This is a genomic window from Bradyrhizobium archetypum, from assembly GCF_013114835.1.
Classification (GTDB): domain Bacteria; phylum Pseudomonadota; class Alphaproteobacteria; order Rhizobiales; family Xanthobacteraceae; genus Bradyrhizobium; species Bradyrhizobium archetypum.
Map to the genome: position 1 here is coordinate 47,156 of NZ_JAAVLW010000006.1, position 23,773 is coordinate 70,928.

Annotated in this window: 19 protein-coding genes, 1 tRNA gene and 1 pseudogene; 13 read left to right on the plus strand and 8 right to left on the minus strand. The window is 63.3% G+C overall.

Annotated elements, in window-relative coordinates:
- Nucleotides 1-9: 9 nt before the first annotated feature.
- Both HCN50_RS20475 and HCN50_RS20480 read right to left on the minus strand, forming a co-directional pair.
- Nucleotides 10-1,122, minus strand: coding sequence for an amidohydrolase family protein (locus HCN50_RS20475; RefSeq protein WP_171711498.1), 1,113 nt, complete (start codon nt 1,120-1,122; stop codon nt 10-12).
- A gap of 25 nt (nt 1,123-1,147) precedes the next feature.
- Nucleotides 1,148-2,209, minus strand: a complete 1,062-nt coding sequence (locus tag HCN50_RS20480) for an amidohydrolase family protein (RefSeq protein WP_171711499.1) — start codon at nt 2,207-2,209, stop codon at nt 1,148-1,150.
- Between the two features lie 228 nt (nt 2,210-2,437).
- Between HCN50_RS20480 and HCN50_RS20485 the strand changes: the two genes are divergently transcribed.
- From HCN50_RS20485 to HCN50_RS20505, 5 genes are all read left to right on the plus strand, one after another.
- Complete coding sequence (locus HCN50_RS20485) at nt 2,438-4,150, plus strand: FAD-dependent oxidoreductase (RefSeq protein ID WP_171711500.1); 1,713 nt, start codon at nt 2,438-2,440, stop codon at nt 4,148-4,150.
- Nucleotides 4,151-4,212: 62 nt separating this feature from the next.
- Nucleotides 4,213-4,686, plus strand: a complete 474-nt coding sequence (locus HCN50_RS20490; RefSeq protein WP_171711501.1) for a hypothetical protein — start codon at nt 4,213-4,215, stop codon at nt 4,684-4,686.
- A gap of 175 nt (nt 4,687-4,861) precedes the next feature.
- The gene (locus HCN50_RS20495) at nt 4,862-6,316 is read left to right on the plus strand and encodes a glucan biosynthesis protein G (RefSeq protein WP_171711502.1); all 1,455 of its coding nucleotides are present in this window, start codon (nt 4,862-4,864) and stop codon (nt 6,314-6,316) included.
- Entirely contained in the window at nt 6,304-8,448 is a 2,145-nt protein-coding gene (gene mdoH / locus HCN50_RS20500; protein ID WP_171711503.1) for a glucans biosynthesis glucosyltransferase MdoH, read from the plus strand. Before HCN50_RS20495 ends, mdoH begins: the two co-directional genes overlap by 13 nt.
- A 116-nt stretch (nt 8,449-8,564) precedes the next feature.
- Nucleotides 8,565-10,331, plus strand: coding sequence for an adenylate/guanylate cyclase domain-containing protein (locus tag HCN50_RS20505; RefSeq protein ID WP_171711504.1), 1,767 nt, complete (start codon nt 8,565-8,567; stop codon nt 10,329-10,331).
- A 92-nt stretch (nt 10,332-10,423) separates the two neighbouring features.
- Here HCN50_RS20505 and HCN50_RS20510 read toward each other — a convergent pair.
- Both HCN50_RS20510 and cpdR read right to left on the minus strand, forming a co-directional pair.
- Nucleotides 10,424-10,498 (minus strand) — tRNA-Val (locus tag HCN50_RS20510).
- 103 nt (nt 10,499-10,601) lie between these two features.
- Complete coding sequence (gene cpdR / locus HCN50_RS20515; protein WP_027539837.1) at nt 10,602-10,961, minus strand: cell cycle two-component system response regulator CpdR; 360 nt, start codon at nt 10,959-10,961, stop codon at nt 10,602-10,604.
- A 324-nt stretch (nt 10,962-11,285) separates the two neighbouring features.
- On the opposite strand from cpdR, the gene HCN50_RS20520 reads away from it, so the two are divergent.
- The 3 genes from HCN50_RS20520 (at nt 11,286) to HCN50_RS20530 (ending at nt 14,635) form a co-directional block, all read left to right on the plus strand.
- The gene (locus tag HCN50_RS20520) at nt 11,286-12,173 is read left to right on the plus strand and encodes an N-formylglutamate amidohydrolase (RefSeq protein ID WP_171711505.1); all 888 of its coding nucleotides are present in this window, start codon (nt 11,286-11,288) and stop codon (nt 12,171-12,173) included.
- Nucleotides 12,174-12,734: 561 nt separating this feature from the next.
- The gene (hisN, locus tag HCN50_RS20525; protein WP_171711506.1) at nt 12,735-13,514 is read left to right on the plus strand and encodes a histidinol-phosphatase; all 780 of its coding nucleotides are present in this window, start codon (nt 12,735-12,737) and stop codon (nt 13,512-13,514) included.
- 152 nt (nt 13,515-13,666) lie between these two features.
- Nucleotides 13,667-14,635 carry a Bug family tripartite tricarboxylate transporter substrate binding protein gene (locus HCN50_RS20530; protein WP_171711507.1) on the plus strand — a complete coding sequence of 323 codons (969 nt, stop codon included), beginning with the start codon at nt 13,667-13,669 and terminating at the stop codon, nt 14,633-14,635.
- Nucleotides 14,636-14,661: 26 nt separating this feature from the next.
- Here HCN50_RS20530 and HCN50_RS20535 read toward each other — a convergent pair whose 3' ends face one another.
- Nucleotides 14,662-15,555: a LysR family transcriptional regulator gene (locus HCN50_RS20535; protein ID WP_171711508.1), complete on the minus strand. Its 894-nt coding sequence runs from the start codon at nt 15,553-15,555 to the stop codon at nt 14,662-14,664.
- Nucleotides 15,556-15,740: 185 nt separating this feature from the next.
- On the opposite strand from HCN50_RS20535, the gene HCN50_RS20540 reads away from it, so the two are divergent.
- On the plus strand, nt 15,741-16,493 hold the full coding sequence (locus HCN50_RS20540; RefSeq protein ID WP_171711509.1) for a sulfite exporter TauE/SafE family protein: 753 nt from the start codon (nt 15,741-15,743) through the stop codon (nt 16,491-16,493).
- A gap of 4 nt (nt 16,494-16,497) precedes the next feature.
- Here HCN50_RS20540 and HCN50_RS20545 read toward each other — a convergent pair whose 3' ends face one another.
- Nucleotides 16,498-17,148, minus strand: a complete 651-nt coding sequence (locus tag HCN50_RS20545) for a LysE family translocator (RefSeq protein ID WP_171711997.1) — start codon at nt 17,146-17,148, stop codon at nt 16,498-16,500.
- Nucleotides 17,149-17,350: 202 nt separating this feature from the next.
- On the opposite strand from HCN50_RS20545, the gene HCN50_RS20550 reads away from it, so the two are divergent.
- Both HCN50_RS20550 and HCN50_RS20555 read left to right on the plus strand, forming a co-directional pair.
- Nucleotides 17,351-19,165 carry an adenylate/guanylate cyclase domain-containing protein gene (locus HCN50_RS20550; protein ID WP_171711510.1) on the plus strand — a complete coding sequence of 605 codons (1,815 nt, stop codon included), beginning with the start codon at nt 17,351-17,353 and terminating at the stop codon, nt 19,163-19,165.
- Between the two features lie 156 nt (nt 19,166-19,321).
- Nucleotides 19,322-19,975 (plus strand): annotated as a pseudogene (locus HCN50_RS20555) (di-heme-cytochrome C peroxidase); the annotation flags it as partial.
- 166 nt (nt 19,976-20,141) lie between these two features.
- Here the strand turns inward: HCN50_RS20555 and HCN50_RS20560 are convergent.
- Nucleotides 20,142-21,089, minus strand: coding sequence for an alpha/beta fold hydrolase (locus tag HCN50_RS20560; protein WP_171711512.1), 948 nt, complete (start codon nt 21,087-21,089; stop codon nt 20,142-20,144).
- 231 nt (nt 21,090-21,320) lie between these two features.
- On the opposite strand from HCN50_RS20560, the gene HCN50_RS20565 reads away from it, so the two are divergent.
- Together HCN50_RS20565 and HCN50_RS20570 are read left to right on the plus strand one after the other, a co-directional pair.
- Nucleotides 21,321-21,788, plus strand: a complete 468-nt coding sequence (locus HCN50_RS20565) for an Hsp20 family protein (protein ID WP_028350462.1) — start codon at nt 21,321-21,323, stop codon at nt 21,786-21,788.
- Between the two features lie 193 nt (nt 21,789-21,981).
- The gene (locus HCN50_RS20570) at nt 21,982-22,749 is read left to right on the plus strand and encodes an alpha/beta fold hydrolase (RefSeq protein ID WP_171711513.1); all 768 of its coding nucleotides are present in this window, start codon (nt 21,982-21,984) and stop codon (nt 22,747-22,749) included.
- A 236-nt stretch (nt 22,750-22,985) separates the two neighbouring features.
- On the opposite strand, the gene HCN50_RS20575 is transcribed toward HCN50_RS20570, so the two are convergent.
- Complete coding sequence (locus HCN50_RS20575; protein ID WP_171711514.1) at nt 22,986-23,726, minus strand: hypothetical protein; 741 nt, start codon at nt 23,724-23,726, stop codon at nt 22,986-22,988.
- Between the last annotated feature and the right edge of the window lie 47 nt (nt 23,727-23,773).

Here is a 23,773-nt window from a genome sequence, read left to right on the forward strand (position 1 = left end):
TGTCGCTATTTAGAGCTTGTAGAGCGCACGCGCATTGCTGTTGAAGATCTTGCGGCGTTCGGCTTCCGTCAGCGGCGTCTTGAAGGCGTAGCGCGGATCGTCGAAATCCCAGTGCGGGTAATCCGAGGAGAACAGCAGGCGATCGGCGCCGACCCATTCGATCAGCGTGCGCAAATGTTTCCCTTCATCCGGCTCGTCGATCGGCTGCGTCGTGAACCAGAAATGCTCCTTCACATATTCGGAAGGACGACGTTTCAGGTGCGGCACCTCGCTGCGGAACGCATCGAAATGCCGGTCCATGCGCCAGGTGGCCGACGGGATCCAGCCGAAGCCACCTTCGATGAAGACGATCTTGAGATCGGGGAAACGCTCGGGCACGCCTTCGAGCACCAGGCTGGTGAGCTGCGCCGCCATCGTGTGCGCGTTCGACTGGTGCTCCTCGACATAGTAGGACGGCCAGCCGCTGCCGGTCGGCGCATGACCGCCATAGCCGCCGACATGAATGCCGAGCGGCAGGCCCAATTCCTGCGCGCGGGCATAGATCGGCCAGTAGCGGCGGCGGCCGAGCGGCTCGTTGGCGCGCGGGCAGACGTTGATCTGCACATAGCGGCCGATCCTGGCACAGCGCTCGATCTCGGCGATCGCGAACTCCGTATCGTCCTGCCCGGCCAGGATCGAAGCCTTCAGCCGCGGATCACGGTCGGACCAGAAGGCAAGCTGCCAGTCGTTGATGGCGCGCTGGATCGCGGCACCGAATTCCAGATTCTGCTGCGAGAAGATGAAGAGGTCGAGCACCTGCAAGATGCCGTACTCGATATCGAGCGGATCGAGATGCTGCTTGCGCATGAAATCGAGATCGGAGCCCGGAGGCCCGCCGGTCGGCGGCCACGCATCGCGGCGCGCGATCAGCGGCGAGGAGCGCGGGTACGGCGTGGTGCCGATATAGGGCGTGCGCAGATGGCTGCCGTAGGTGCGCAAATGCTCCTGCCAGCGCTTTGGCATGAACTGCTCGATATCGGCATGCGCATGAATGCTCGGATGCACGTCGCAATCGATGATGCGCAGCCGGCTCTGGGCGGCGACTTCCTCGGTGAGGATGGGGCGGTCGATGACGTCACTCATGCGATCCTCCTTCGACTTCCAAAACTCAGGCCGCGAGCTGCAGCCGCGGAAAGGTCTCGAGCGGATTGTCCGTGCACATGCGCGAAACGATGCTGGCAGGCAGATGCGGCGGCATGGGATCGTCGCCCTCGAACTGCCAGTGCGGATAATCCGATGCGAACAGAAACATCCTGTCGGAGCCGATCTGCTCGATGACATCGGCAACGCCCGCGGCATCCGGTGGGCCGTCGAACGGCTGCATGGTGACGCGGACGTGGTCGCGAATGATCGAGGCCGGCTCGCGCTCGACCCAAGGCACTTCGACGCGGACGCCGCGCCAGGTCTTGTTGGCGCGCCACATGAAGGCCGGCAGCCAGCTCACGCCAGACTCCATCAGCACGACCTTGAGGTCGGGGAATCTGCCGAACACGCCTTCATAGATCAGGCTCAAGAGCTGAGCCTGAAACGCCTGCGCTTCGGCGAGATAATATTCGTAGCGATACGACGGCCATCCGATCGAGCTCGGCGCGGTGCGGTAGGCGCTGCCGGCATGGATCGCGACCGGCAGCTTGTGCTTCGCGGCAGCCTGCCACACCGGCCAGTAATGCCGCCGGCCGAGCAGCGTCTCGCCCTGTGCCAGCACCAGCACGGCGACGAAGCGCTTGTCGCTGGCGCGCCGCTCGATTTCTTCGACCGCGAGATCCGGCGCCTGCATCGGCACCACGATCGAAGCACTCAGCCGCGCGTCCTTCGCCAGCCATTCAGCCGCAATCCAGTCGTTGATGGCCTTGCAGAAGCCGGCCGCCATATAGGAATCGAACACCGCCTGCGCGCCGTAGACCACATTGCAGATGGCATGGCTCGAACCGAGCTGATCGAACGCGCCGCGCTGCACCATCTTGAGATCGCTGCCCGGCTTGCCGTTGGCGGGCCGCCAGTCAGCGCGGCCGGCGAAGGGCATGTTGGGAGGATAGGAATTGAGATCGAGCCCGTCGATCGCGCGGCTGACCACCTGCTCTTTCCAGTGATCGTCGAGATACGGCAGCAGCGTGGTGCGGGTTCCGCCCACCGCGGGATGGATATCGCAGTCGATCCGCGTGGCCGCCATGAAGGTTTCCTCGACGATTGTTTCTTGGCGGTCTTGCTGCCGCACCCGCAACTGTGCCGCCGATGCTGTGGCGGCGCAAGCGATTTACCGGAGGGCCGCTCTGTCTTGGCTGCACGGCAGGTTTCCCTTCTGCCCTTGTGGGAGAAGGCGAGTGTCCTCGCGATTGACAGGCCAGTCGATCCGCACCCAAATGTCCCGCTCAAGAAACAAGGAAGCAGGGCGTATCGCGTGGCGGGCAACGAACAAGAAACCTATGAATGCGACGCGCTGGTGGTGGGCTCGGGCTGCGCCGGACTGTCGGCGGCGGTCACTGCCGGGCACCACGGTCTGAAGGTTCTGATCGTCGAGAAGGAGCCGCGCTTCGGCGGCACCACCGCGCGCTCCGGCGGCTGGCTGTGGATACCCGGCACGTCGCTGGCGAAAGCCTGGGGCATCGAGGAAAGCGAGGGGCAGGCAAAGACCTATCTGCGGCACGAGGCCGGTAACAGTTTTGATGCCGCGCGGGTCGACGCGTTCCTGAGCGAAGGACCCAAAGCCGTCGATTTCTTCACCAGCAAGACCGCTGTTCGCTTCGACATGCCGCTGACCTTTCCGGATTATCACGCCGAAGCGCCCGGCGGCGCGCAGGGCGGCCGCTCGATGGTGACGCGGCCGTTCGACGGCCGTGAGCTGGGCGAGCAGATCAAGAACCTCGGAAGTCCCCTGCCCGAGCTCACACTGTTCGGCATGATGCTGGGCTCCGGCAAGGAGATCGTCCACTTCATGCGCGCCACCAAATCGCTGACCTCGGCGATTTACGTCGCCAGGCGACTGTCGAAGCATGCGATCGACGTGTTGCGCCACGGCCGCGGCATGACGCTGACCAACGGCAATGCGCTCGCGGGCCGTCTGGCGAAATCCGCGTTCGACCTGAAAATTCCGCTGTGGCTGTCGTCGCCCGTGCACGAACTGACCGTCGAGGATGGCGCGGTGCGCGGCGCGGTCATCGAGCGCCATGGCAAGCTGATCCGCATCAACGCCAGGCGCGGTGTCGTGCTGGCCTGCGGCGGTTTTCCGCATGACGTGGCGAGGCGCAAGGCAATGTTTCCGCATGCACCCAGTGGCGCCGAGCATTTCTCGCCAGGCCCGGTCGGCAACACCGGCGACGGCTTGCGACTGGCGGAGGCGGCGGGCGGCCGCATCGAGGACAATTTACCGAACGCGGCGGCGTGGGTGCCGGTATCGATTACCGAACGCAAGGACGGCTCCAAGGGCGTGATGCCGCATTTCATCGATCGCGCCAAACCCGGCGTCATCGCCGTGATGCGCGACGGCAGGCGCTTTGCCAATGAAGGCAATTCGTACCACGATTTCGTGCAGGCAATGGTGAAGGCGGCGAAGCCCGGCGAAGAGATCACGGCGTATCTGATCTGCGATCACCGCGCGCTCAGAAAATACGGCCTTGGATGCGTGCCGCCATTCCCGATGCGGCTGCGCCATCATCTCGCGACCGGCTATCTAAAGCGCGGCACCACACTCGCCGAACTCGCCGACCGCACCGGCATCGATCCACAAGGGCTTACGGCAACGATCGCGGAATTCAACGCCTCGGCCACGGAAGGGCGCGATCCCGCCTTCGGCAAGGGATCGCGCGCCTATAACCGCTACCAGGGCGATGCGCTTCATGGACCGAATCCCTGCGTCGCGCCGATCAAGGATGGACCGTTCTATGCGATCAAGCTGGTGGTCGGCGATCTCGGCACCTATGCCGGTATCAAGACCGACGAGCACGCCCGCGCGCTCGATGCCGACGGTCAGCCGATCCCTGGCCTCTATGCCGCCGGCAACGACATGGCCAGCATCATGGGCGGCAACTATCCCGGTGCCGGCATCACGCTCGGACCCGCACTGACGTTCGGATATATCGCGGGGAAGCATCTCGCGGGCGGGCCTGCGCACTAACGCGATCGAGCAGGAACGAACCCGATCCAATTCCATTATTCGAGTCCAATGGAGATCGTCCCATGCGCGCGAAGCCCTTCGTCGCCGCCGTCGCCATCGCCGCGATCTGTGCTCCCGCCCTCGCCTTTGCCGTCGACGCCGAATGGCGGCGATACGAGATCCCGAGCACCGGGACCAGCGTCGATATGCCGGTCTCTATCTTCACAAGCGACGCCGGGCCGCCCGAGAGCGGAACCGGGCGACGGTTTTTCACCGAGGATCGCCGCGCCGATCTCACGGTGCAGTCCATTCCCAATCCCGACAACGATTCTCCCGCCAGATTCCTCGCCAAGCAACGGCCACCTGCCGGCATCATCTACAAACGGATCACATCTGATTTCTTCGTCGTGTCCAGCATCCGCAAGGACCGGATCTGGTACAACCGTTGCAACCGCGGCAACGGCACCATGAACTGCGTGCTGATCAACTATCCCGCCGCGGAAAAGCGAAAGTGGGATGACGTAGTCACGCGGATTAGCCTGACGCTGCGCAGCTAGGGCGCCACCGGCTGGATTTTAGACATTCGGGTAAAAGCGGCATTTTGGTTCCGGAACCGGGAACCGTCCGGTGTGCACCGCGTTGCCGAGCATCGTCGTTAAGTAACCGCGAGGTTGTTTCGTGAATCGCAGGGGTTTCCTCGCTGTTTCCGCTTTGCCGTTGGTATCTAGCGTAATGCCCGGGCTTTCGTCCGCAGCCCGTGCTCAGCCGGCACCATTTGATCGTTCCATCGTCCGGCAAATGGCGCGCGATCTCGCAGGCAAGCCCTACAAGGCGCCGAGCGAAAAGCTGCCCGACAATCTCACCAATCTCGACTACGATCGTTATCGGGCGATCCGGTTCTTGCCGGAACGCGCGCTCTGGCGCGGCGAAAAACTCCCTTTCGAGGTGCAGTTCTTCCATCGCGGATTCTTTTATAAGAACCGGGTCGACATCTTCGAAGTGAAGAACGGCCAGGCGTCGGTCATTCCCTACCAACCCGACCTGTTTTCGTTCGGCGATCTGGCGCCGCCCGGTCCGGCGGTCGACCTCGGCTTCGCCGGCTTCCGGCTCCATGCGCCGATCAACAAGCCCGACTATTATGACGAGGTCTGCGTCTTTCTCGGCGCGAGCTATTTCCGCGCCGTAGCCAAGGGCCAGCTATACGGCCTTTCGGCGCGCGGCCTCTCGATCAATACCGGCGAAGCCAAGGGCGAGGAATTTCCGTTCTTCAAGACGTTCTGGATCGAAAAGCCGGCGGCAGGCGCCAATTCCATCGTCGTGCATGCGCTGCTCGACAGCGAGAGCGCATCGGCCGCCTATCGTTTCACCATCCGCCCGGGCGACACCACCGTGTTCGATGTTGAAATGGCGATCTATCCGCGCGTCGATCTGGATCGTGCCGGCCTCGCCCCAATGACGAGCATGTTCTTCTTCGGACCGAACGACCGCAAGGACGTCGAGGACTTCCGCCCCGCGGTCCATGATTCAGATGGGCTTGCGATATTCAACGGCCGCGGCGAGGAGCTCTGGCGACCGCTGCACAATCCGAGGGATCTGCAAGTGTCGTCGTTTGCCGATCTCAATCCGCGCGGCTTCGGCCTGATGCAGCGTCAGAAGGATTTTGCCGCCTATCAGGATCTGGAATCGAATTTCGAGCGGCGGCCGAGCCTGTGGGCAGAGCCGATCGGCGATTGGGGCGAAGGCGTGGTGAAGCTGCTCGAAATCCCCACCAAGGAAGAGATCCACGACAACATCGCCGCGTTCTGGCTCCCCAAGGCCGCCCTGGCCGCCAAGGGCGAGCACACCTACACCTATCGTCTGCACTGGGGACCGGATGCGCCGAAGCCCGCTTCGCTCGCGCGATTTGCCCGGACCGGCATCGGCGCGCGCGGCGACAAGGCCACGATCTTCGTGCTCGAGGTGACCGGCGAAAGGCTGAAATCGGTCGATCCGAAGATCCTGCGCGGGGTCGTCACGGCCGAGAAGGCGAAAATCCAGAACATCGTCACCCAGCCGAATCCCGCGACCGGCGGCTGGCGCTTGAGCTTCGAGCTGGTGAAGGAAAAGACCCCCGTCGAAATCCGCGCATCGCTGATGCAGGACAATGAGCCGGTATCGGAGGTCTGGACCTATCGATGGACACCATAGCGAAAGGCCGCGGAACGACCGGCACCGGCGGTATTCCGCTGAACGATTTCTTACCTCCGGAATCGCCAACCGATATGGCGGTGCAGGCGTTGCGGCGGTTCGAGCCGCCACCTGTGCCCGACTTTGCGCCGATGTGGTTGCGGCGCGGCTTCGTCCTGACCGGCACCGCGATTCTGACCGCAGGCGGCTGTTATGAGATGTACCGGGTGCTCCAGGTCGGCGGTATCACCATCCTGGAGTTCATCATCCTCGGGCTGTTCGTGCTGCTGTTTGCATGGATCGCGTTCTCCTTCATGTCGGCGCTGGCCGGCTTCTTCGTGCTGCTGTTCCGAAAGAGAGATGAACTCGGCATCGACGCCAGCGCGCCCCTGCCCGCGATTCACAGCCGCACCGCGATGCTGCTGCCGACCTACAATGAGGACCCCTATCGCGTGCTGGCGAGATTGCGCGCGATTTATGAATCGGTCGAGCAAACCGGACAGGGATCGCGGTTCGACTGGTTCGTGCTGAGCGACACCACCGACCCCGCGGTGTGGATCGCCGAGGAGAAATGCTTTCTGAAACTGCGGCAGGACACTGGCGGCGCGGCCGCGCTGTTCTATCGCCACCGTCCCGAGAACACCGCGCGCAAGTCGGGCAATATCGAGGAATGGGTCCGACGGTTCGGCGCCGGCTATGAGAGTATGCTGATTCTGGACGCCGACAGCCTGATGACCGGCGACAGCATCGTGCGCCTCGTTGCGGCTATGGAGACGCACCCGAAAGTCGCGCTGATTCAAACGCTACCTATCATCGTCAATGCGCGATCGCTGTTCGCACGCTGGCAGCAATTTGCCGGGCGATTGTACGGTCCGATGCTGGCGGCGGGCATCGCCTGGTGGCATGGCTCGGAGGGCAATTACTGGGGCCACAACGCCATCATCCGTATCAGTGCCTTTGCGCAATATGCGGGGCTGCCCGAACTCGGCGGACGCAAGCCGTTCGGCGGACATATCATGAGCCACGACTTCATCGAGGCGGCGCTGATGCGGCGCGGCGGCTGGGCTATCCACATGGCGCCGACGCTGCGCGGCAGTTACGAGGAATCTCCACCGACGCTTTCGGATTTTGCCGCACGCGACCGCCGCTGGTGCCAGGGCAATCTGCAGCATCTGGCGCTGCTGCCGACCCGCGGCTTTCACTGGATCTCGCGGCTTCATCTATTGACGGGCATCGGATCGTATCTCACCGCGCCGCTGTGGCTGATCTTTTTGATTTTTGGAATTCTGGTCTCGCTGCAAGCGCAATTCGTCCGGCCCGAATACTTCCCGAAGGGATATTCCTTGTTTCCGCAGTGGCCGGCGCAGGATCCGGTCCTGGCGGCATGGGTGTTCGCCGGCACGATGGGAATCCTGATCGCGCCCAAGCTGCTGGCCTTTGTCGTGCTCGTCACCGATCGCGACACGCGGAGGAAATTCGGCGGCGGCCTGCGGGTGTTTGCCGGCATTCTCGCCGAAACGATTCTTTCCGGCCTGACGGCGCCCGTCATGATGATCTTCCAGTCGTCTGCGGTCGGCGAAATCCTGTTCGGGCGCGATGCCGGATGGCAGGTTCAGCGCCGGGACGATGGCGCGATCTCGCGGCACGACATGGTCGCCACCTATTCGGTGCCGACATTGGTCGGGATCGCCATGGCGGTTGCCGCCTACGCCGTCTCGCTGCCCTTGCTGCTCTGGATGACGCCGGTGATCCTCGGCCTACTGCTTTCCATCCCGATCGCGATGCTGTCGTCATCGCCGGGTGCGAATCACAGGCCAGTGTTGTTCAAGACCCCCGAGCAGACGGCGCCACCGCCGGTGCTGGCGCGCGCCAATGAGCTCGCGAGCGCGCCGCATTCGTCGCTCGCCTGCCCGCTGCGCGAATTGCTCGACGATGCTCGCCTGCTCGAAGCCCACCTGAAAAACCTCTCCGGACAAAAGCCGCGAAAGCGCGGTGACGTCGATCCGCATCTCGCGATCGCGCGTGCCAAGATTGAAGATGCCGAAACATTCGAGGAGGCGGTGGGGTATCTGAACCAGCGCGAGAAGTTCGCGGTACTAAATGCGCCTGCGACCCTCACCGCGTTGCTGGCATTACCCTGTCATCGGGCTTGAAACCAACTCCACATTTTGCATCACGTCGCTGCAACCTGGACGGGGGCTCCGAAACGTGGTCGGCAACCTTGGCCGGCGCGGCAAATCTGCTAGACTGCCGGTCAGCGAGGCGAAAAATGAACGCGCCCGGACCCGAGCGAAGGCTCGCTGCGGTCCTTGCCGCCGACATGGTCGGGTACAGCCGGCTGATGGAGGTCGACGAGGCGGGGACACTCGCACGCCTCAAGACCCATCGGCTCGAGCTGATCGATCCCTCCATCGCCAAGAACCGGGGCCGCATCATCAAGACGACCGGCGACGGCATGCTGGTGGAATTCCACAGCGTCGTTGACGCGGTATCGTGCGCGGCCGAAATCCAGCGCCGGATGGCACGGCGCAATGCCGACGTATCGCCGGCGCGCTGGATCCAGTTCCGCATTGGAATCAACCTCGGCGACGTGATCATCGAGGAGAACGATATCTTTGGCGATGGCGTCAACGTCGCGGCGCGTCTCGAGGTGCTCGCCGAACCCGGCGGCATTTGCGTCTCAGGCGCGGTGCGCGATCAGGTCGGCGATCGGCTCGATGACGTCGCCTTCGTCGATATTGGCAATCAGACGGTCAAGAACATCAGCCGCCCGATTCATGTGTTCCGGGTGCGCCTCGAGCCGGATGCGGCCGAGATGCAAACGAGGGGCAAGGACGGCGCGGCAGCAACGATCACGACCCGAAAACCGTCGATCGCCGTGCTGCCGCTGGTCAACATGAGCGGCGATCCGGAGCAGGAGTTTTTTGCCGATGGCCTCACCGAGGACATCATCACCGAGCTGTCGCGCTTCCGCGACCTGCTCATCATCTCGCGCAACTCGACCTTCGTGCACAAGGGCAAGGCGGTGAAGGTGCAGGAGGTCGCGCGGGAGCTCGACGTCGAATATGTCCTCGAGGGCAGCGTGCGCAAGGTCGGCGATCGCGTCCGCGTCACCGTGCAGTTGATCGACGCGCAAACCGACCGGCATGTTTGGGCCGAACGCTATGATCGCAAGCTGGAGGATATTTTCGCCATTCAGGACGAGGTGACCGGCGCGATCGTTGCCACGCTTCCCGGCCGCGTCGAGGCCGCGACGCAAGAGCGCGCAAAGCGCAAGCGACCGGACAGCATGGCGGCGTATGAGTGCGTTCTGGCCGCCAAGGTGCTGCACCACCGCTCGCAGCGGGAGGCCAACGCGGAGGCGCAGCGGCTGCTCGACCGCGCCATCGCGCTGGATCCGAATTACGCGCATGCCCATGCCTGGAAGGCCTGCGTGCTGGGCCAGACCTGGATCTACGGATGGTGCGCCGACCGCGACGCCACCTTCCAGCAGGTGGCCGACGAGCTGGAGGTTGCGCTGGCGCTGGATGACAATGACAGCGACGTGCACCGCATCCTGGCCGCGGTGAACCTGACGCGCGACGACCACGACAGGGCCGCCTACCACCAGGAACGCGCGCTCGCCCTCAATCCGAATTACGATCTGGTCGTGGTCCAGCAAGGCGAGTTTCTGACTTGGTTGGGACGGCCGGAAGAGGGTATCGACTGGATCAAGAAGGCGATGCGCCTCAACCCGTTCCACCCCGAGCGCTTCTGGAGCCATCTCGGCCGCGCCTATTACTGCGCGGAGAAATATGCCGAGGCCGCCGAAGCCTTCGCGCGGATCACGCGGCCCGACTTCACGCACCACGCCTTCCTCGCCGCCATTTTCGCGCAGATGGGCGACAGCGTCGCGGCTGCCGCGCATGCCGCAGAGGTCGTCAAGCTGGAGCCCGGTTTCTCCGTGGCCGGCTATCTCGCGACTCAGCACTACAAGCAGGAGGCCGACCGTCAGCGTCTTGAGGCCGGTCTTCTCAAGGCAGGGTTACCGGCGTGAGGCTTGATCCTGCGATTGCTTCGCGGCCAAGAGCCCGCCTTCGCCCGTTGGGCTTCGGCGCGGCATCCTTCTCTCGCTTCGCGAGCGAAGGATGGTGGGCACGACAGGGATCGAACCTGTGACCCCTACCATGTCAAGGTAGTGCTCTCCCGCTGAGCTACGTGCCCTAAAAGTCGTATTGGGTGGGGTCCGTATATCGGCTCCAAAGCGCCCGGGCAAGGATAGTTCGGACTATTTTCTGAGGCCTTTTCGGACAAAATGGACGCCGAATCAGGCCGCCAGCATCTTGTTCACTTCACTGACCAGCTCGCGCAGGTGGACCGGCTTGGCCAGCACCTTGGCATTCTTGGGCGCTTCCGAATCGGAATTCAGGGCAACCGCGGCGAAGCCGGTGATGAACATGATCTTGATGTCGGGGTCGAGTTCCGAGGCCCGGCGCGCCAGCTCGATGCCGTCCATTTCCGGCATCACGATATCGGTCAGCAGCATCTCGAACGGCTCCTCGCGCAGTCGCTGATAGGCCGACATGCCGTTGTCGTGGGGCGAGACCTGAAACCCGGCATTTTCCAACGCCTTGACCAGGAAGCGGCGCATGTCGTTGTCGTCTTCGGCGAGGAGGATCTTGTGCATGGCGGTCAGTCGTCGAACCTGGCTTGGAGGATCATTGCGCTCACTAAGCCCGACAGAGGGTAAATTTCGGGTGAAAGGTAACGGTGTCTTGGCAATGGCGGGCGGCGCTATTTTCTGCAGCGCCCCATATCAGGATCGATCAAGGCGGCGCTTTTCAGGCGTTTGCAACAGCTTCCAGGCGAACTCGGCCTTTTTTCGCTTGGCAGAATGATTACGATTACAGACAATGCATCCTTACAAAACCCTGCCCTTCGCCGGCAGAGTCGGTCGCATGATCGACAGGCCGCGAAGGGAATGCGGACATTCAAGGGACGGCGCCCGACGATGACCCAGTTTGATGGCGAGCTGTCGCCCCCGTTCGAGATCGTGGAGCCGCAGCACTGGCGGGCGCCGATCATCTTCAACTCGCCCCATTCCGGCTCGGTCTATCCGCTCGAATTTCTCAACGCTTCCCGGATCGACCTCGCCGCGCTGCGGCGCTCCGAGGATTCGTTCATGGACGAATTGATCGGAGGCCTCAGCGCGCAGGGCTTTCCGACAGTGCGGGTCAATTTTCCGCGCTCCTATGTCGACGTGAACCGCGAGCCCTATGAGCTCGATCCGCGAATGTTCACCGGGCGGTTGCCGAGTTTCGCCAATACCCGCTCGATGCGGGTCGCCGGCGGCCTCGGCACCATCCCACGGGTGGTGGGTGACGGGCAGGAAATCTATCGCGAACGGCTCTCCGTCGACGAAGCGCTCGGACGGATCGAGGCGCTCTACAAGCCGTATCACCGCGCGCTTCGCCGGCTGATCAACAAGGCCCATCAGGCGTTCGGAACCGTGATCCTGGTGGATTGCCACTCGATGCCGTCGGTCGGCGTCTCGCGCGACGAGCCGCGGCGGCCCGATATCGTGATCGGCGACCGCTACGGCACCAGTTGCTCGAGCCTTTTGCCCGATGTCGTCGAGCAAATCATGAACGGGCTCGGCTATTCGATCGGGCGCAACAAGCCGTATGCCGGCGGTTTTATCACCGAGCATTACGGCAATCCCGCCAGCGGCCTGCACACCGTGCAGCTCGAACTCAATCGCGCGATCTATATGGATGAGCGGCGGCGCGAGCGCAGCCCGCGCTTTGCGCAGGTGGTAACCGACTTCGCCACGCTGGCCGACGCGCTGGCGCAGGTGCCACTCGGAGATCTCGGTCCATTCCAGGCGGCGGCGGAGTAGAGCCCTCTGTCATTCCGGGCGCGAAGCGAACTATGGTGCGCAATTGCGCACCTGAGAATCTCGAGATTCCGGATCGCCGCTGCGCGACGTCCGGAATGACGCTCACCTCCAAAAGAAAAAAGGGCCGCTTGAATGAACAAGCGGCCCAAGTCTAGGGAGGAAACGCCCAAGGAGGGCAGCGATAGCGCGAGGCGCTACCGCACCGCAACAATATGCGACCGCGCTGCACAAAACGCAAGTGTTTTTCAGCCCTCTCCGGCGCAATGTGGAACAAACTTGCCGATAAGCAACATCGCCGCTTCTGCGGATTTACTGTAACAAAATCAAACACTTATGTGAACGCTTCGTCGCAGCCCCGGTCTCTTTGCAGTACTGGTATGCCAAAACTCGCGACTTCGTGATATCAGCGCTAACCAAAAATCCATGCCTAAACGAAGCCATTGCGAAAGCCGATTCGAAAGCCGGCGTGCAAACGAATGGGAATAACGTGCCGTTGGCGGTGCGCGGCAGCCCGGATTGGGCTAGGCAATAGGCGGCATTCTATTGCGGTAAGGGACAGCCGTGACGGTCATCGATTTCACAGCGTTTATCGGGCGGCTTGCAACTGCTTCAGGCGAGACCATCCTGCCGTTTTTCCGAACCTCGCTCTCCATCGACAACAAGAGCGCCAGCGACTTCGACCCGGTCACCGAGGCTGACCGCGCTGCGGAAGCTGTGATGCGCCGCCTGATCAAGGCCAATTTTCCCCAGCACGGCATCGTCGGCGAGGAATTCGGCAACGAGCGCGAGGACGCCGAATATGTCTGGGTGCTGGACCCGATCGACGGCACCAAATCTTTCATCGCGGGATTTCCGATCTGGGGTACCCTGATCGCACTTCTGCACAAGGGCACGCCGGTGTTCGGCATGATGCACCAGCCCTATATCGGCGAGCGCTTTTCCGGCGATTCTGGCTCGGCGCATTATTCGGGGCCGTCGGGCGAGCGGCGGCTGACGGTGCGCCGCTGCGCAACGCTGAAGGAAGCGACCTCCTTCACCACCAGTCCGCTGTTGATGAACGCCGCCGACCGCGAAATCTTCGGCCGGGTCGAGAGTGCAGTGAGGCTGTCACGCTATGGCGGCGACTGCTACTCCTATTGCATGCTGGCGGCCGGCCATCTCGACCTCGTGGTCGAGACCGAACTGAAGCCCTACGACATTGCGGCATTGATCCCGATCGTCACCGGCGCCGGCGGGGTCGTCACCAACTGGGAAGGCAAGCCGGCCCAGAGCGGCGGCCGCATCGTCGCCGCCGGCGACGCGCGCGTGCACGAGGCGACGCTGAAGCTGCTGAACAGCTAGAGACGTAACCGCGAATATCACGCTCGCGCGGACCGACGAACTCCTGCGTTGACAGGGCTCGGCTCCGCCACAACGGCAGGACCTTGCACGGAGCGGTTCATCACGTACGATGCCCCGAACACGCACGTTAGATGCGGGATCGGGGAGCACTCATGAGACCGCTGAGCAAGCTGCTTGCCGGACTGACGCTGTTATTGTTGCCGACGCTGGCCGCAGCGCAGGACTTTCCGAGCAAACCGATCAAGCTAATCGTCCCGTTCCCGGCCGGCGGTCCCAACGACATCATCGCGCGCCTGGTCGGCCAGCGCATGTCGGAAATCGCAAAACAGCCGGTTGTGATCGACAATCGCGGCGGCCAGGCCGGCGTGCTCGGCACCGATGCGATCGCAAAGGCGGCCCCCGACGGCTACACGATCGGAATCGTGAGCGCGAGCGCACTCGTCATCAACCCGATGATGGAAAAGGTGCCCTACGACGTCGCGAAGGATTTTTCGCCCGTCACTCTGGTGACGACGGTGCCGGAAATGCTGGTCGTTGCCAGCAACGTCCCTGCCGGTGACATGAAGGAGCTGATCGCGCTCGCCAAGGCACAGCCCGGGAAACTCAATTTTGCGTCTGCCGGCGTCGGCGGCATGCCGCATCTTGCCGGCGAGCTGCTCAAACTGACGGCGGGAATCGACATCGTGCACGTGCCCTATAGGGGCGCCGCACCCGCCATCAACGATCTGCTCGGCCAGCAGGTGCAGATGGCGTTCCTCGATTTGCCGGTGCTGCTGCCGCATATCAAGTCGGGCAGCCTGCGCCCAATTGCCCTCGGTGCGCCGAAACGGGCACTCACCTCACCCGACGTGCCGACCACTGCCGAGGTCGGCATGCCCGATCTTTTGATCGAAAACTGGTACGGCATGATCGCGCCGGCCGGAACGCCCGAGACAATCGTCACAACCCTGAACCGCATTGCCAACGAGGCGATGAACGATCCGCACGTGAAGCAAAAGCTCGCCGATCAGGGCCTGACGGTCGCCGGCAACACGCCGGGGCATTTTCGCGACTACATTGATACCGAGGCGCAAAAGTGGGCGCGCGTCATCAAGGCCGCCGGCCTTGCCACGGGAAAGTAGCGCCAGACCTTCGCGCTCCCTCACATTCACCGCGGCGCGCTCTTGCGCAGATGCTCCGCCAGTTGCTGCGCGGGTTTCGGCAGCGCCCGGAAGCTGCGGGCGCAGATCGCAAGCCGCCGGTTGGCCCAGCCATCCTTGATCCTGATGACATTGATCTTCATCGACTGCGCGCAACGCTTTGCCGCGACCTCCGGCATCACGGCGACCCCGATGCCGGCGGCAACCATCTGCCCGATCGCATCGAAATTGTTCATCCGGGCGCGGAAACGCAAGCGCGCCCCGAGCCGCGCCGCATGTCCGCTGACATGGGCGTGCAGCGCACTTGACGTGATCAAGCCAATGAAATCCCGCCCCACCACTTCGGCAAACTCGACCTGCCGTCGGTTCAACAGTTCGCCCTCGCCGGGCGCGGCCAGCACCAGGCGATCTTCGCTGAACGGAATCCGCTCGATATTGTCCGGCAGCGCATGATCGGCCGCGAGCCCGAGATCGGCGGCGCCGGTGACGATGGCGCGGGCGATGTCGCCGCTTTCGTGCTCCTGGACATCGACCGAGATATGAGGATGCTCTTTCAGGAACGCGGCCAGCGTCTTCGGCAGGTATTCCGACAGCGCCGAAGTATTGGCGAAAAAGCGGACGGTCGCTTTCACGCCGCGGGCAAAGGCCAGCAGATCGCCGCGCATGGTCTCGACATTGTGGATCACGATCCTGGCATGATCGAGCAGGCTTTCGCCCGCCGGCGTCAGTTCGACGCCGCGGCGGCCGCGCGTGAGCAGCGAAACACCGAGCGCCTGTTCCAGTCCCTTGATCCGCTCACTCGCCGACGCCAGCGCGAGATGGACTCTGTGCGCGCCATTGGTGATGCTGCGGGTCTCGGCCACCGCGATGAAGAGCTGCAGATCGACCAAATCAAAGCGCATGGGATTTCCTGCTCAGCGGTCATTGCGAGCGCAGCGAAACAATCCGGTCCTTCTTCGTGCCGTGAGATGGATTGCTTCGCTGCGCTCGCAATGACGGAGAAGAACACTAACCTTCGCTTGTTCCGAAGGCTGCCTCCGTAACCTCCAGATTGAGCCTGTAATGCCGATAGGTCAATGTCCGGCGCATGATCGAACCCATGCTCATTTTCATCGCCGCGGCCTTCCTGCTGGCCGGCTTTATCAAGGGCGTCGTCGGATTAGGCCTGCCGACGGTGTCGATGGGCCTGCTCGCGGTGACGATGCCGCCGGGCCAGGCGATCGCGATCGTGATCGTGCCGGCGATCGTCACCAACATCTGGCAGACTTTTGGTGGCCCGTATTTGCGTGACATCATGCGGCGGCTGTGGCCGCTGATGGCCGGCACCGTCGCCGGCATCTGGCTGAACGCGGGGCTGTTGACCGGCCCATATGCGCCCTATGGCACGGTCGCGCTCGGCACATTGCTGGTGATCTACGCGATCCTCGGCCTCAGCAAACTCAATTTCAAGGTTGCACACCGCAACGAGAAATGGATTGGCGGCATCGTCGGCCTGATCACCGGCGTGGTGTCGGCCGCGACCGGCGTTCAGGTGATCCCGTCGGTGCCTTATCTGCAGGCGATCGGCATGGAGAAAGACGAACTGGTGCAGGCGCTTGGCGTATTCTTCACAGTAGCGACGATGGCGCTGGCCTTCACTCTTACCGCCACGGGCCTGTTGACGGCGGCGACCGCGCTGCCGGGCGCTATCGCGATGGCCGCATCCTTTGCCGGCATGTTCATCGGACAGGCGGTGCGCAATCGCATGCAGCCGGACGTATTTCGCCGCTGGTTCCTGATCGCGATGATCCTTCTCGGGCTCTATCTCGCCGCCAGCGCCTTCATGAAAATGCACGGCTGACGGATCAGCGCGCCTCCAGCATTGCCACCCGGATACCGAGATAGACGAACAACCCGCCGAGCGAGCGGTTGATCCAGGCCACCGCGCCGGCCGATTGCCGGATACGACCGGCGGCCCGGGCCGCGAAGGCGGCGATGCAGAAGCACCACAACGTGCCGCCGGTGATGAAGATCAGACCCAGCGCCAGGAAGGCCAGCGTCTTGTGGGCAGACTCCGCCGCTACGAACTGCGGCAGGAACGCCAGAAAGAACAGCGCCACCTTCGGATTGAGCACATTTGTCAGCGCGCCCTGCCAGAACACGCGAGCCAGCGACATCTCGCTGCCTGCCGAGCCATTGCCCGTCGCTGCCGCCTCGGCCAGCGGGGGCGAACGCGACAGCAGCATCTGGACGCCGGTAAACAGCAGATAGGCGGCGCCGGCCCATTTCAAAATCGCAAAGGCGGCAGATGACGTCATCAGCAGCGCCGACAGGCCGATAGCGGCGCCAAACACGTGCACGAGACAGCCGACGCTGATTCCGGTCGCCGCCGCCGCCCCGCCGCGCCATCCGAACTGGATGCTGCGGCCGATAATGTAGGCGGTGTCCGGCCCCGGGGTGATATTGAGCAGCAGCCCGGAGAGAATGAACAGCCAGAGTTGGTGAATGCCGAGCATCTCTGTCATTGTTAACCGGTTCCCGTTGTGTCCCCTCGACCCTCCCTGCGCATACGCTAATATCCGAGGGATTGCAGTACTATCATGAGCAAATCGGGCTTCCGCCGGATTGCGCATATTTTATAAACATTGGAATCGGTCGGCCGACCACATAGTGGTATGTCTACGTCCTATCCGGTGCCATTGGGGATATAGTGGGGAAATGGAAAGACGCCTGGCAGCCATCGTCTGCGCTGACATCGCCGGCTATTCCCGCATGATGGGGGCCGACGAGGCGGGGACGCACGCCACGTTCAAGGCCCATCGCACCGCGATCTACCCCATCATCCTCAATCATGGCGGCCGCCTGGTGAAAAACACCGGCGACGGTTTTCTGCTGGAGTTTCCCTCTATCGTCGGGGCCATCGAGGCCGCTGTCGCGATGCAGATGGTGATGGCAGAGCGCAACGAGCACCTGCCTGCCGATCGCTCGATGCAGTTTCGCATGGGCATCCACATGGGCGACGTGATGGCTGATGAGGACGAGGTGTTCGGCGACGACGTCAACATCGCCGTGCGCCTCGAATCGGTCGCCGCTCCGGGCGGGGTGGCGGTTTCGGGCAAGGCTTGCCATGAAGCCGGCAAGCGCCTCAGCGTTACCTTCGTCGATGCCGGTCCCTACCGTTTCAAGAATATCGAGGAGCCGATCCATGTCTGGACCTGGCAGCCCGGTGGCGCCGACGCCGCCGGACCGCCGCGCAAGGCCGCGTCCGAGATGTCGGCCGCCAACCTCCCCGCCCAGTATCGCACCGCGATCGTAGGCGTGCTCCCATTCGCGAATTTGAGCGAAAGCGCGGACGAGTATTTTTCCGACGGGCTGACCGAGGACCTGATCCACGCGCTGTCGCTGCAATCGTTCTATCGGGTGCTGAGTCGCAATGCGACATTCTCGTTCAAGGGCAAGAACGTCAGCACGCGCCTGATCGCCCGCGAGATCGACGCGACCTATCTGATCCAGGGCTCGGTCCGGCGCGCCGCAACCAAGATTCGCGTCACCGCCGAACTGATCGCGCCCGAGACCGGCGAGCAATTATGGACCGGCCGGTTTGACCGCGATATCGGCGACCTGTTCGCGATGCAGGACGAACTCACCACCAGCCTGTCGGCGGCGATCGCGGCCGAGATCTACCGGGCGGAAGCGTCCGCCCCGCCCCGCACGCCGTCGAACGATATCAGCGCCTGGGATCGGTTCCTCAAGGGACTGTCCTACTACTACCTGCACACCAAGGCGGATTACGAAACCTCGATCAGCCTGTTCAAGGAAGCCATCGCGCTCGATCCGACGCTGGCGATCGCGCGCGCCTACCTCGCCACCATCCAGATCCAGGGCATTCAGTTCGGATGGATCAAGAGCACGCGGGAATTGTGGGATTCCGCGATGAGTCTTGCGGAGAGCAGCGTCCGGCTCGATCCCCGTTCGTCTTTCGCGTTTCAGATTCTGGCCTATCTGCATGCGGTGGAAGGGCACTACGAGGCGGCAATGGACGCCGCAAAGCGCGCGGTCGGGCTCAATCCTTACGACATGGGCGCCCGCGGCGTGCTCGGCTTTTGTCACCTGATGAGCGGCGAACACCGGCAGGCCATCGAGCTGTTTACGATGGCGGCACAGCAAGGCAACAACGACCCTCGATATCAATGGGCCGCCGTGAACGCGTTCAGCCACTACCTGCTCGGGCAATATGACGCTTCGCTGTCCTGGGCCCGCGAAGAGCTTTATATGAATCCCAATCATCTCCAGGCGCTGGCGATACGAGCGGCAGCGCTCGCGCAATCGGGACGAACCGCGGAAGCGGCGAGCGCGGCCGAGGTTCTGCTGAGCAACTATCCCAACCTGACCGTCGACCGTTACCTGCGGAATTTTCATTGGAAGTTGGAGGCCGACATCGCGCACTATCGCGATGGGCTTGTGAAAGCCGGCATCCCCTTCAGCAGATTGACCCTCGTCGAATCCTCTCCGAAGCTTGCCGTCGATTCCTGACAGGTGGATGGCGCGTCGGTTGACACCTCGCCGATTTCCGCCAAAACTTGTCTACACGTTGAAGTAGCGCCCGCCGATTCCTTTTTCAGAAACCGTCATCGCCCTGCGTCGCTGACAGGCCATTTTTCATATTCGGCGCCTTTGAGGATTTGAGCCATGTCGGACCATCCTATTGCCGCGGACACCGCGCCTGCCGCGCAGTTTCCGGTTTCGCCCAACAATCCCTGCCCGTTTCTGCGCGCCCTCGTCGCCAACGGCTATGTCGGCGGCCACGTCGTCCCGCTCTCGAAATTGTCAGAAATGATCGGATTGGCGAGCGGCGAAACAGGTGCGCGGCAAAACAAGGTGCGGCTGGAAACCTGGCTGGTTGCGGTCATTGCCAACGGGCTCGGGCCGCTGCGCGTATTCAACAGCGCGACTTCGGGCGCCGTGCTCGACGAGCTGCGCAACGGCCCGCTCGACAAGCATGGCGGCGGCTCGCGCATTCTCGACGCCGACGCGAAGGTTCACGAAGACCAGATCGACCGGCTCGCCACCTTCGGCAGGGACTGCAAGGATCCTTCAGGAGGCATCGAACTCGGGCTGACGGCGAAAGAGATCGAGGCCTTCATGACGGCCAATCTCAAGCGCAGCGGCGAAGCGGCGCGCTGGTACTTCCCGATCCTGATGAAAGGCGAATGGCCGGTCCTCTTGAAAATCCTCGGCAAGGGCGAAGGCGAGGCCCGCTACCTGAGCGTCGCCGAAGTCAGAACGCTGTTCGTCGAGCAGCGCCTGCCCGAGCGGATCACGGCGCGGCTGCCGAAGCCGGCGGCGTAGACCACCGCCGTCATACGCGGGCTTGACCCGCGTATCCATCGTCCGCGCCAGCGGACAAGCACGATTCATTCGAAGCAGGATGGATTGCGGGGAGCGCAGACAAATTTACGGAGTCTGCGCAAGGCGGACCACGACGCCCGGCAAATGACAGCTTGACACATCACTTGAACAGCGGCGTCCCCGGCACGAACGCATCAAACGCCGCCCAGAATTGCGCGCGGTAGCGGTCCTGCTCCTGCAGGATCTCGTGCTTGGAGCCTGCAATCACCAGATGCGAGCCGGCCCGCAAATGATAGGCGAACTCCTCGATTGCGGCGGTAGAAACAATCGTGTCGTTGCTGGCGGCCAGCATCAGGATCGGCTGGCGGATCTCGGACGGATAGTTCATGCCGCGGAAGGTGTGCATCGCCCGGAATGCGGTATCCGCCCAGGCAACCGTCGGCGAGCCGATGCCCAGCGTCGGGTCTTCCTCCAGGATCGCGGCGTTGCGGGCATAGCGCACGGGATCGCTGGTGAAGGGGTTGTTGATAAAGGATTCCGTTCCGGTCAGCGCGTCGCTGCCGCCCGGTACGTAACGGCCGCCCTGCCCCATCAGCCGCATGACCCGAAGCAACGCCCGTGTCGGGAACGAGGTCCTGCGTCCCGGCAGGTCGATCATCGGCGCCGACAGCACCATGCGGTCGAACCAGCGCTTTCCTGCATGCGCTACCCGCAGCATGACCGCGCCGCCCATCGAATGCGCCAGCGCGAAATAGGGTGGCGGACAATCCGGCAGCACGACCTGTTGCACGAAGGTTTCGACGTCGACCTCGAAATCGGAGAAGTCGCGAACATGGCCCTTGCGTGGGTCGCGCAGCCGGCGCGACGAATGCCCCTGGCCGCGCCAGTCGATCATCGCCACCGCAAACCCGCGGTCGCGCAGGTCCCGCACGGTCTCGAAGTATTTTTCGATCGACTCGCTGCGCCCGGTGAAGACGCAGACCGTGCCCTTGCGGCCTGCCGGCGGCGCCCAGCGCGCAAACCGCAGTTCCGCGCCATCGGGCGTGTTGATGGTGCCCGAGACGACGTCCTCCGGAACCGGATTGGCGGGGATCGAGACAAGCGTCATGACGGGCAACCGGATAGGTGAAAAGGGCTGGAAATCAAGGCGGGGGCGCAAAAAAGGGCCCGTTTCGCCCCTCTTGAACGCTGTTTCTCCCCTCCCATATCACTTTCGTGCAGGCCGCTACCAGTGTTTCGGAACCGGAACCAAGGCTCCAAACCTGAGGCTGCACAGGACTACGGCCCGGCCCGATGGCGGGCGGGTAACTGAAACAGTCGCTCAATGGAGGACTATGCTATGCGTACTTATGATCTCACCCCGTTTTATCGTTCCACCGTCGGCTTCGACCGCTTCTTCAACCTGCTCGACCAGGTGACCTCGGACGGCAGCCCCGGTTATCCGCCCTACAATATCGAGCGCACCGGCGAGAACGCCTACCGCATCAGCGTTGCGGTTTCCGGCTTCTCGCAAGGCGAGCTGTCGATCGTCGCGAAGGAAAATACGCTGACGATCAAGGGCGAGAAAACCGCCAACGAGAACGGCAAGGACAAATCCGAAGTGCTCTACCGCGGCATCGCCGCACGTGCCTTCGAGCGTGTCTTCCAGCTTGCCGATTTCGTGCAGGTGAAGAACGCCTCGCTCGAGAACGGCCTGCTCCACGTCGATCTCGTCCGCGAGATCCCCGAAGCCAAGAAGCCGCGCAGCATTCCGATCAATTCGGGCGCGCAGGCTCCGCAGGTGGTCGACGCTTCCGTCGCCGCGTAAGGCGGCAAGGTTTTCAGCCCTTGTTGGCTAAACGCGAAACGCCCCGGGAAACCGGGGCGTTTTTTTGCGCGCAATCCTGAACCGCAATTTTGCGAGACCTCGCGCGGATCACGTCGGCGTGACGGCCGTAACGATGCTGCTGCTCCCATCGAAGTTGCCAGCGAGCCGGGACAGCCAGATACGGAGCAGATCGATGAAGACGTTGCGAACACTGACACTCATTGCCGGCGTTCTCGCCGGATCACTTGGTGCGCAGACGGTGCAGGCGGCGACCGCGGCGCCGGTCAAGAACGTCGTGCTGGTGCACGGCGCCTGGGCCGACGGATCTAGCTGGTCGGAAGTCATTGCGCGGCTGCAGGCGGCGGGACTTCACGTCACCGCGGTCCAGAATCCGCTAACCTCGCTGGCGGATTCGGTCGCGGCCACGCGCCGCGCGCTGGCGCAGCAGGACGGTCCGACCTTGCTGGTGGCGCATTCCTGGGGCGGCACCGTCATCAGCGAAGTCGGCACCGACCCGAAGGTCACGGGGCTCGTTTATATCGCGGCGCGGGCGCCTGACGCGGGCGAGGATTTCGTCGCGCTCTCGCAGAAATTCCCAACGGGGCCGGCGCGGGCTGGCGTTCAGGACCATGACGGCTTCACCAAATTGTCGGAGGACGCTTTCCTGAAATATTTCGCCAATGGCGTCGACCGGAAGACCGCCGAGGTCCTCTACGCCGTGCAGGAGCCGACCGCAGCTTCCCTGTTTGCCGGCCGCACCACTGCCGCCGCCTGGCGCAGCAAGCCGAGCTGGTACGCGGTGTCAAAGCAGGACTACACGATCAATCCCGACCTCGAGCGATTTCTCGCCAAGCGCATGAATGCGACGACAGTCGAGCTGGACGCCGGTCACCTGTCGCTGGTGTCACAGGCTGACAAGGTCGCCGACCTGATCCTGACCGCCGCGGGCCAGCATGAATAGCTCGCTACAACGAAAGCGCCCCGGGGATGACCGGGGCGTTTTGTTTTGCTGCCGTCCCTACGCATGCGAACCCAGGGACGACGGGCTAGAGGCGTGAACCCCTCAAATCGTCGCCCCTACGAACGCAGGGGCCCATAATCACAGTGCGCAGTCGTTGAGGCAAAGCCGTCTTCCCGTGTGCCATTTCCGCCGGCCGCGGCGTATGGGTCCCTGCGTTCGCAGGGACGACGATGGGATCACTCCAGCCCCTGCACGTTCGGCATATCCTGGGTCGGCGCAATCTGCGGGGCAGGCGTGGCCGGGATCGAGCCCGTGGCGGCCGGCCCAGCCGCAGCCTGCACTTCGGTCGGCTTCGGCGCAGGCGCGGTGGCCTGCTGTACCGGCGCCGGCGTGGGCTTGGCTGCGATCGGGCTGGCCTTCGGCATCGGCACCGTTCGGCTCGCCAGCTGCGCAGGCGGCTTTGACGGCCGCGGGGCGGCCTGGAAAGGAGCTGCCGGTGTCACGGCCTGAACCTGCGCCTCCGTGTTGGCTTGCGGCACCGGAGCAGCCGGTGGCGCGCGCAGCGCGCTCTGGTCTTCGTAGAAATTGTCGCCCGTTCGATAGGGCACGAAACGGATGATCCGGCCGTTGCGTGCGTCGATCACCAGCCGGCCGTCCTCACCGCTCCTGTCGATCGCCGAGATCGTATAGACAAAGCCCCGCAGCCTCGGGATTCCGAGCGGAGAAAATCCGTTGTCGCGCAGCACGGAATAGACCTCGGTCGAGGGCAGCAGGCCGGGGCCGGGGGCGTATCCGTATTGCGGACCGGGTACGTAGTCCGGGCCGGGGGCATAGCGCGGCCCATGGACCACCGGCGGAGCCACCGCATAGGGTGCATCGAAATCGGATGCCGCTGTGTAGCGCCCGGGAACCTGCGCCTGCGCGCCGCCAGCAAGAAGGATCAGTCCCGCCGCCAAAGATCCCGTGAACAACTTCATTGTCGAAAGCTCCTGTAATCCCCTTTAGCCGCCGGACCGGACGGGAG